Here is a 9357-nt window from a genome sequence, read left to right as displayed (position 1 = left end):
CCCGATGCACTACGTCTACCTGGCGGTGCTGCTCTTCGCCATCGGTGCAGCCACGGTGCTGACGCGCCGCAACGCGATCATCGTGTTCATGGGCGTCGAGCTCATGCTCAACGCGACGAACCTGGCCCTCGTCACCTTCTCGCGCATGCACGGCGCCCTCGACGGTCAGGTCATGGCCCTGTTCGTCATGGTCGTCGCCGCCGCGGAGGTCGTCGTCGGCCTGGCCATCATCATGGCGATCTTCCGTGCCCGCCGGTCGGCCTCGGTCGACGACGCCAACCTGCTGAAGCTGTAAGGAGCGCCGGACCGAATGGGAACTCTCGTCCAGACGCTGACGGGCCACTCGAGCTCGTTGGGCACGTACGCGGGCCTCGCCGCCCACGAGGGGGAGGCGCACGCCGCCACCGGCATCACGTCGGCCGCCTGGCTGCTCGTCGCGCTGCCGATGCTCGGCGCGGCGCTGCTCCTGCTCGGCGGACGCCGCACCGACAAGGTCGGACCGGTCCTCGCGACCGTCCTGTCCTGGGGCTCCTTCGTCGTCGGGGCCCTCGTGTTCTTCGCGATGCTCGGCCGCGGCACCGAGGACCGGGCACAGTCGGTGAACCTGTTCGACTGGGTGGCCGCCGGCTCGTTCCACGTGAACGCCGGCCTGCTCGTCGACCAGCTGTCCATGGTCTTCGTCCTGCTCATCACGTTCGTCGGCTCGCTCATCCACGTGTACTCGATCGGCTACATGGAGCACGACCCCGACAAGCGTCGCTTCTTCGCCTACCTCAACCTCTTCGTCGCGGCGATGCTCCTGCTCGTGCTGTCGAACAGCTACCTGCTGCTCTACGTCGGCTGGGAGGGCGTCGGCCTCGCGTCCTACCTGCTCATCGGGTTCTGGAACCACAACCCCGCCTACGCCACCGCGGCCAACAAGGCGTTCGTCGCCAACCGCGTCGGCGACTTCGGCCTGTCCATCGCCATCATGCTGATGTTCTTCCACTTCGGCGCCGTCGACTTCACGACGGTTCTCGGGGCGGCGGGCAGCAACGCGAACGAGGGCTTCATGACGGCGATGGGCCTCATGCTCCTGCTCGGCGCGTGCGGCAAGTCGGCGCAGTTCCCGCTCCAGAGCTGGCTCGGTGACGCGATGGCCGGTCCGACGCCGGTCTCCGCGCTCATCCACGCGGCGACGATGGTCACCGCCGGCGTCTACCTCGTCGTGCGCTCGGCCCCGATCTTCGAGGCCGCCCCGACGGCCCAGCTCGTCGTCGTCATCGTCGGCGCGATCACGCTCCTGTTCGGGGCGGTCGTCGGCTGCGCGAAGGACGACATCAAGAAGGCCCTCGCGGCCTCGACGATGAGCCAGATCGGCTACATGATGCTGGCCGCGGGCCTCGGCCCGGTCGGCTACGCGTTCGCCATCTTCCACCTGCTGACGCACGGCTTCTTCAAGGCCGGCATGTTCCTCGGCGCCGGCTCGGTCATGCACGGCATGAACGACCAGGTCGACATGCGCCGGTTCGGCGGGCTCTCGGGCGCCATGAAGATCACGTGGGCCACGTTCGCGCTCGGCTGGCTCGCGATCCTCGGGGTGCCCCCGTTCTCGGGCTACTGGTCCAAGGACAAGATCATCGAGGCCGCGTTCATCGGCGAGGGCTGGCGGCCGTGGGTCTTCGGCCTCGCCGCGCTCATCGGCGCCGGCATCACCGCCTTCTACATGTCGCGCCTGTTCTTCATGACCTTCCACGGCAAGAAGCGGTGGACCGACGACGTGCACCCGCACGAGTCGGGCCTGCTCATGACGGTCCCGATGATGGTGCTGGCGGTCGGCTCGGCGTTCCTCGGTCTGGCCCTCGGCGTGACCGGCGGCATCACGAGCTGGCTCGAGCCGGTCACCGGCGCCGAGCCCGAGAACGCCCACCCGGTGCTGCCGCCGCTGGTGCTCGTCGTCCTCACCCTCGTGCTCATCGCCGCCGGTCTGGCGCTCGCCTGGCTGCGCTACTGGCGTGAGGACGTCCCCGTCACGGCGCCGGCCGGCAGCCTGCTGACGCAGGCGGCCCGCCAGGACCTCTACCAGGACCAGGTCAACGAGGCGCTGCTCATGCGTCCCGGCCTGCACCTGACGCGCTCGCTCGTCTTCGCGGACGGCAAGGGCGTCGACGGTGCGGCCGGTGGCCTCGCCGCGCTCGTCGGCGGGACCAGCGCCCGCCTGCGCAAGCTGCAGAACGGCTTCGCGCGCTCCTATGCCCTGACGATGCTCGCGGGCGTCGTCGCCATCCTCGGTGCACTGTGGGTGATCTCCTGATGACGACCGTCACGACCAGCCTGTCCGACATCCCGTGGCTGACGATCCTCGTGGTCGTGCCGCTCGTCGGCGCGCTCCTCGTCGCGTTCCTGCCCGGTAGCGCCGAGACCGCCAAGCGCATCGCGCTCGGCACCTCGGTGCTCACGCTCGTGCTCGGCATCGTCGCCGCGCTGCGGTTCGACCGGGGCAGCTCGGCGCAGTTCCAGCTCGGTGAGCAGCACGCGTGGATCCCGCAGTTCGGCGTCAGCTACGCCCTCGGCGTGGACGGCATCGCCCTCGTGCTCATCCTCATGGCGCTCGTCCTCACGCCGGTGTGCATCCTCGCCGCGTGGCACGACGTGCCCGAGGAGGTCGGCCCGCGAGGCGCCCAGCGCGTCAAGACCTACTTCGCGCTGCTGCTCGTGCTCGAGACGTTCATGGTCGGGGTCTTCGCCGCCACCGACGTGTTCCTCTTCTACGTCTTCTTCGAGGCGATGCTCATCCCGGTCTACTTCCTCATCGGGCGCTTCGGCGGCCCGCGCCGGCAGTACGCCGCGATGAAGTTCCTCCTCTTCTCGCTGGCCGGTGGTCTCGTCATGCTCGTGGCCGTCATCGGCCTCGGCATCCAGGGCCCGGGCGGCGCCGAGGGCTTCCTCGTCGAGCGCCTCACCGGCCTGCACATGGACCCGACCACCGAGCGCCTGCTCTTCGTCGGCTTCTTCCTCGCCTTCGCGGTCAAGGCCCCGATGGTCCCCGTGCACACCTGGCTGCCCGACGCCGCCACCGAGTCGACACCCGCCACGGCGACGCTGCTCGTCGGTGTCCTCGACAAGGTCGGCACCTTCGGGATGATCCGGTTCTGCCTCCAGCTGTTCCCCGACGCGAGCCGCTGGGCCACCCCGGTCGTCGTGGTCCTCGCGGTGGTCTCGATCATCTACGGCGCGCTGCTCGCGATCGGCCAGACCGACGTCATGCGGCTCATCTCCTACACGTCGGTCAGCCACTTCGGCTTCATCGTGCTCGGCATCTTCGCCTTCACGTCGACCGGCCACGCGGGCTCGAACCTCTACATGGTCAACCACGGGTTCTCGACGGCGGCGCTGTTCCTCTTCGCCGCGATGCTCGTGCGGCGCCGGGGCAGCAAGCGCATCCCCGACTTCGGCGGGTGGCAGCGGGTCACGCCGGGCCTCGCGGGCATCTTCCTCGTCGCGAGCCTGTCGGGTCTCGCGCTGCCGGGCCTGGCCAGCTTCGTGTCGGAGTTCCTCGTCCTCGTCGGCAGCTTCCCGACGCAGCCGGTCGCCGCGGTCCTCGGCACGACCGGCATCATCCTGGCCGCCCTCTACATGCTGCTCATGTACAAGAAGGTCATGACCGGGCCGAAGCCCGAGGGTGTCGTCGGCGAGCGGGAGCACTCGCGCCTCGACGAGAACGGCCGTCGCGGCCTGTCGCTCGTGCGCGACCTGACGACCCGCGAGAAGGTCGTCGCCGCCCCGATCCTCGCGGCGTTCCTCGTGCTCGGGTTCTACCCCAACCTCGCGCTCAACGTCATCAACCCGGCCGTCGACAAGACGCTGACGGTCGTCAAGACCGCCGACCCGTCCCTCAACCCGGCCGGCACGCTGGCCGAAGGGAGCTCGAAGTGACCGCCGCCGCCCCGCTGGCGCTGACCACGCTTCCCGCCGCGTTCCAGCAGTCGCAGGTCGACTACCTGGCCGTCCTGCCGATGCTCATCGTCTTCGGCACGGCGATCGTCGGGGTGCTCGTCGAGGCGTTCGCGCCGCGCTCGAGCCGCCACGTCGTCCAGGTGTCGCTCGCGGTCGCCGGGCTCGTCGCCGCGGCCGTCGCGGTCGTCGCCGCGGCCGGCCACCAGGGCCTGACGTTCGGACTCGTCGACGGCGCGACCTCCCACCAGCTGTTCGCCCTCGCAGTCGACGGCCCGGCGCTGTTCATGCAGGGTGCCATCGTCCTCATGGGCATCCTCGGCGTGCTGACGATGGCCGAGCGCCTCGGCGGCGTCGGCCCGGAGGCGTTCACGCCGAGCGGTGCGTCGACGCCGGGCTCGTCGTACGAGACCGCGGCCGTCCGCGTCGGCGCGCTCACCTCGGAGGTCTTCCCCCTGACGATGTTCGCCATCGGCGGCATGATGCTGTTCCCGACCACGAACGACCTCATCGGGATGTTCGTCGCCCTCGAGGTGCTCTCGCTGCCGCTGTACATCCTCTCGGGCCTGGCCCGTCGGCGCCGCCTGCTGTCCCAGGAGGCCTCGCTGAAGTACTTCCTCCTCGGCGCGTTCAGCTCCGCGTTCTTCCTCTTCGGCACCGCGCTGCTCTACGGCTACTCCGGCTCGGTCTACTTCGGTGACCTCTCCCGGGCCGTGTCCACGGGTCCGCTGGAGATGAACGGCTTGCTCCTGCCGGGCGCGTTCCTCGTCTTCGTCGGCCTCCTGTTCAAGGTCGGTGCGGTTCCGTTCCACGCCTGGACGCCCGACGTGTACCAGGGTGCCCCGACGCCGGTCACCGGCTTCATGGCCGCCGCCACGAAGGCTGCCGCCTTCGGCGCGATCCTGCGCCTGGCCTATGTCGGCCTCGACACCGCTCGCTGGGAGTGGCAGAACGCCATCGTCATCGTGGCCCTCCTGACCATGGTCGTCGGGGCCGTGCTGTCGGTGACGCAGACCGACATGAAGCGGCTGCTCGCCTACTCCTCGATCGCGCACGCCGGCTTCATCCTCGTCGGCGTCCTCGCCTTCGACCGCGCCGGTGTCGGCTCGGTGCTCTTCTACCTCGTCGCCTACGGCTTCTCGACGATCGCGGCCTTCGCCATCGTCTCGCTCGTGCGCCAGAACGGCACCGAGGCCACCCACCTGTCGCAGTGGGCCGGCATCGGGCGTCGCCACCCGGTCGCCGGTGCCGCCTTCGCGTTCCTCATGCTCGCCTTCGCCGGCATCCCGCTGACGAGCGGCTTCGTGTCGAAGTTCGGGGTCTTCGCGGCCGCCATCGCGACGGGCGGTGCCACCGGCACGGTCCTCGCCGTCGTCGGCGTGCTGTGCAGCGCGATCACCGTGTTCGTCTACGCGCGCGTCATCGTCCTCATGTTCTTCAGCGACGCGCCGGACGACTCGGTGGAGGTCATGACGCCGTCGATGCCGACGACGTTCTCCATCGCGGTCGGCACGCTCGTGACCCTCGCCCTCGGCGTGCTGCCGTCGGCCCTGCTCGATCTGGCCGACCGCGCGTCGCAGTTCGTGCGGTGAGCGGGAGCCGATGACGACGCACGCCACGCCGCCGGTCCTCGGGATCCCGGGGGCCACGCCGGAGCTCGCGAGTGACCTGCGCGACGGGCTCGAGCGGGTCGACGCCCTCCTGCGCGAGGTCGTCGACCACGACGACCCGTTCATCGCGCGCGCGTCGGGGCACCTGCTCGAGGCGGGCGGCAAGCGGTTCCGGCCGCTGCTGACGCTGCTCGCCGCCGAGCTCGGTGAGGGCATCAACGACGACGTCGTCCGGGCCGCGGCCGGTGTCGAGCTGACCCATCTCGCCTCGCTGTACCACGACGACGTCATGGACGAGGGCCGGATGCGCCGCGGGGTCGTCTCGGCCAACGTCGCGTACGGCAACTCGACGGCGATCCTCGTGGGCGACCTGCTCTTCGGCAAGGCCTCCGAGCTCGTCGCGGGGCTCGGGGCCGAGGCGGTCCTCATCCAGGCGCAGACGTTCGTGCGACTGTGCGCGGGGCAGATCCGCGACGACCAGGCCTGCCCGGCCGGTGTGGACCCCGTCGACTACTACCTCGGCGTCCTGGCCGACAAGACCGGCGTGCTCATCGCGACGGCCGGGCGTTACGGCGTCATGTTCAGCGGCGGCTCGGCCGAGACGGCCGAGACGATGCGCCTGTACGGCGAGAAGGTCGGCATCGCCTTCCAGCTCGCGGACGACCTCATCGACATCGAGTCGCAGGTGGGGGAGTCCGGCAAGACGCCGGGCACCGACCTGCGCGAGGGCGTCGACACGCTCGCGGTCCTGCGGGCCCGGGCCCTGGCCGACCCGTCGCGACCCGAGGACGCCCGGCTGCTCGAGCTGCTCGATGCCGACCTGTCCGACGACGACGCCGGTGTCGCCGAGGCGCTGGCCCTGCTGCGCGCCCACCCCGGCCTCGCCCAGGCCCGTGCGGAGACCGTCGCGGTGGCCCGGGACGCCCAGCGTCTGCTCGACCCCCTGCCGGACAGCGACGCCAAGGCGGCGCTGCAGGCCCTGGCCCTGTCGGTCGTCGAGCGCGCGGGGTGACGTCCGGCGCCGGTCGTGAGGTGACGCTCGGTAGGGTGCGCGCATGAGCGGCCACCCCTCCCTGCCCGACGCGTCGGCCTCCGAGCGGGCCGCGGCGCCGCCTCCGCACGGGGCTGCCGGGGCTGCCACGTCGCCCCCGGGCCGGGCCGCCGCGCCGCGGTCGGGCGGGCGACGGACCCGCCTCACGGCGTCCCGGCTGTCGGCTGCCACCGCCGGCCTGTCCTACCCGCTCGCCGTCGTCGACGTCGACGCGTTCGACGCCAACGCGTCGGTGCTCGTCGCCCTCGCGGGCGGCCTTCCCGTCCGCGTCGCCACCAAGTCGCTGCGGTGCCGGCCGCTCATCGAGCGGGCGCTGGAGCGCGACGGTTTCGCCGGCCTCATGTGCTACGCCGCGCGCGAAGCGGTCTGGTGGGCGCGGTCGGGGCAGCGCGACGTGCTGCTGGCCTACCCGAGCGTCGAGGTGGAGGCCCTCACCGAGATCGCGGGCGACCCTGACCTGCGAGCGGCCGTCACGGTCATGGTCGACAGCGTCGAGCACGTGGACTTCCTGGCCCGCCAGGTGCCCGGCCACGGGGGCCTGCGCGTGGCCGTGGACGTCGACGCGTCGCTGCGCGTCGGGCCGGCCCACCTCGGCGTGCGCCGGTCGCCGCTGCGGACGGCCGGCGACGTCGAGGTCGTCGTGCGCCGGGCCCTCGAGCAGGGCCTCGTCGTCGTCGGTCTCATGTTCTACGACGCTCAGATCGCGGGGCTGCCGGACTCCTCGCCTGCGGTGCGCCGGATGAAGCGCCTGTCCGACCGCGAGCTGCGCACCCGCCGCGGCGAGGTGGTCGCGGCGACCCGCGCGCTCACGGACCTCGAGTTCGTCAACGGCGGCGGCACCGGCAGCCTGCACCTGACGGGCCGCGACGCGGCGCTCACCGAGCTCGCCGCCGGGTCCGGCCTCTACGCGCCGACGCTCTTCGACGCCTACGACGCCCTCGACCTGACCCCGGCGGCGTTCTTCGGCACCGCGGTCGTGCGGCGGCCAACCGACGGCGTCGTCACGGGATTCGCCGGGGGCTACGTCGCCTCGGGCCCGCCCGGCTGGTCGCGGGTCCCCGAGCTGCTCGAGGAGCAGGGCCTGCGGCTCGAGCGTCGGGAGGGCACCGGGGAGGTGCAGACACCGTTGCGCGGGCCGGGAGCCGATGCGCTCGGCCTCGGTGACCGGGTGTGGTTCCGGCACGCGAAGGCGGGCGAGCTGGCCGAGCGGTTCACCGAGTTCGTGCTGGTCAGCAGTGCCCGCGGCGACGAGGTCGTCGGACGGGCCGCGACCTACCGTGGGGAAGGGCAGTGCTTTGGCTGACAACACGCCGCGCGTCGTGCGCAGCGTCGACTGGTCGAACTGGTCGGGCACCGAGTCGACCCGGCTGGCCCGGGTCGCGACGCCGCGCAGCGAGGCCGAGGTCGCCGACGAGCTGCTCCGCGCCGCGGACCGCGGGTTGCGGGTCAAGGTGATCGGCGCCGGTCACTCGTTCTCCGGTGTCGCGGTGACCGACGGCGTCCAGCTGCGCCTCGGGGCGCTGTCCGGCATCACGTCGATCGATGCGACGCGCGGCGAGGCGACGGTGCGCGCCGGCACGCCGCTGCACGTCCTCAACGACGAGCTCGCTGCGTTCGGGTACGCGATGCCGAACCTCGGCGACATCGACCGGCAGAGCATCGCCGGCGCCACGGGTACCGGCACGCACGGCACCGGGCTTCGTCTGCAGGGGCTCTCGGCGGGCATCCGCGCCCTGCGCCTCGTGCTCGCCGACGGCTCGGTCGTCGACTGCTCGGCGACCCGTGAGCCCGACCTGTTCCAGGCGGCCCGCCTCGGGCTCGGTGCGCTCGGGATCGTCACCGAGATCACGCTGGCGGTCGTGCCCGCGTTCCTGCTGCACGCCGTCGAGAGGCCGGAGCCGCTGTCGGACGTGCTCGCCCACCTCGACGTCGTCGCCGAGACGAACGACCACTTCGAGTTCTACTGGTTCCCGCACACCGACCGCACCCTCACGAAGCGCAACAACCGCGTGCCCGAGGGGACGACGCCCAAGCCGCTCCCAGCGTGGCGGGAGCGGCTCGACGACGACCTGCTGAGCAACCGGTTCTTCGAGGTGACCAACCGCGTCGCCACCCGGCTGCCGCGCACGACGCGGGGCATCAACGCCGTCGCGTCGCGGGCGCTGTCGGAACGGCAGTACACCGACTGGTCGCACCGCGTGTTCGTCACCGCTCGCGACGTGCGGTTCATGGAGTCGGAGTGGGCCTTCCCGCGGGCAGCGCTCGGGGAGGTGCTCCTCGAGCTGCGCGAGTGGGTCGACACGCACGACGAGCACATCTCCTTCCCCGTCGAGTGCCGGCTGGCCGCCGCCGACGACGTCTGGTTGTCGACCGCCTACGAGCGAGAGAGCTGCTACGTCGCGATCCACCGGTACCACCGGCAGGAGCGCGGCGCCTACTTCGACGCCTTCGAGGCCATCGCGACCAACCACGGCGGCCGCCCGCACTGGGGCAAGATGCACACCCGCGATGCCGAGTACCTGCGCGAGCAGTACCCGCGGTTCGACGACTTCCTCGCTGTCCGCGACCGGGTCGACCCGAAGCGCCGGTTCGCCAACGCCTACCTGGAGCGGGTGCTCGGCACCTGACGGAGCACCACCTCCGGACACCCGCTGCACCCCGGTCGCTACGTCAGTGCTCAGTCTGAGTGAGCAGTGACGTAGCGCGGGGAGGGGGCGTCTCCGGGGCGGTGGGGGGTCGGTGTGTATACGTCAGTGCTCAGTC

7 protein-coding genes are annotated in these 9357 nt (G+C 71.5%); all 7 read left to right on the top strand.

The annotated features are described in order from the left end of the window. Positions 1-4 precede the first annotated feature (4 nt). Genes nuoK through ACR9ZK_RS05020 form a run of 7 tightly spaced genes read left to right on the top strand, consistent with a single transcriptional unit; the run spans position 5 to position 9221 of the window. Entirely contained in the window at positions 5-295 is a 291-nt protein-coding gene (gene nuoK / locus ACR9ZK_RS05050) for an NADH-quinone oxidoreductase subunit NuoK (protein WP_481340822.1), read from the top strand. Between the two features lie 15 nt (positions 296-310). Further along, positions 311-2293, top strand: coding sequence for an NADH-quinone oxidoreductase subunit L (gene nuoL, locus ACR9ZK_RS05045; protein ID WP_481340788.1), 1983 nt, complete (start codon positions 311-313; stop codon positions 2291-2293). Beyond that, a complete protein-coding gene (locus ACR9ZK_RS05040; RefSeq protein ID WP_481340787.1) occupies positions 2293-3915 on the top strand; it encodes an NADH-quinone oxidoreductase subunit M in 1623 nt (540 codons plus the stop codon). The genes nuoL and ACR9ZK_RS05040 overlap by 1 nt, the downstream gene beginning before the upstream one ends. Next, positions 3912-5525: an NADH-quinone oxidoreductase subunit NuoN gene (gene nuoN, locus ACR9ZK_RS05035; protein WP_481340786.1), complete on the top strand. Its 1614-nt coding sequence runs from the start codon at positions 3912-3914 to the stop codon at positions 5523-5525. The genes ACR9ZK_RS05040 and nuoN overlap by 4 nt, the downstream gene beginning before the upstream one ends. Positions 5526-5535: 10 nt before the next feature. Continuing rightward, positions 5536-6555 (top strand): polyprenyl synthetase family protein, encoded by a 1020-nt coding sequence (locus tag ACR9ZK_RS05030; RefSeq protein WP_481340785.1) that lies wholly within the window; start codon positions 5536-5538, stop codon positions 6553-6555. Between the two features lie 43 nt (positions 6556-6598). Beyond that, positions 6599-7897, top strand: coding sequence for a type III PLP-dependent enzyme domain-containing protein (locus ACR9ZK_RS05025; RefSeq protein ID WP_481340784.1), 1299 nt, complete (start codon positions 6599-6601; stop codon positions 7895-7897). Then, complete coding sequence (locus ACR9ZK_RS05020) at positions 7890-9221, top strand: D-arabinono-1,4-lactone oxidase (RefSeq protein ID WP_481340783.1); 1332 nt, start codon at positions 7890-7892, stop codon at positions 9219-9221. The genes ACR9ZK_RS05025 and ACR9ZK_RS05020 overlap by 8 nt, the downstream gene beginning before the upstream one ends. Positions 9222-9357 lie beyond the last annotated feature (136 nt).

Source organism: Monashia sp. HAY1-5C, from assembly GCF_056755255.1.
The sequence above is the reverse complement of the archived record's forward strand: the minus strand, read 5'-3'. Positions and strand labels throughout refer to the sequence as shown.

What these genes read in the sequence shown, in the direction of transcription:
- ACR9ZK_RS05030 (WP_481340785.1), top strand. Translation starts at nt 5,536, where the DNA reads ATGACGACGCACGCCACGCCGCCGGTCCTCGGGATCCCGGGGGCCACG.
- nuoK (WP_481340822.1), top strand. Translation starts at nt 5, where the DNA reads ATGCACTACGTCTACCTGGCGGTGCTGCTCTTCGCCATCGGTGCAGCC.
- ACR9ZK_RS05040 (WP_481340787.1), top strand. Translation starts at nt 2,293, where the DNA reads ATGACGACCGTCACGACCAGCCTGTCCGACATCCCGTGGCTGACGATC.
- nuoL (WP_481340788.1), top strand. Translation starts at nt 311, where the DNA reads ATGGGAACTCTCGTCCAGACGCTGACGGGCCACTCGAGCTCGTTGGGC.
- ACR9ZK_RS05025 (WP_481340784.1), top strand. Translation starts at nt 6,599, where the DNA reads ATGAGCGGCCACCCCTCCCTGCCCGACGCGTCGGCCTCCGAGCGGGCC.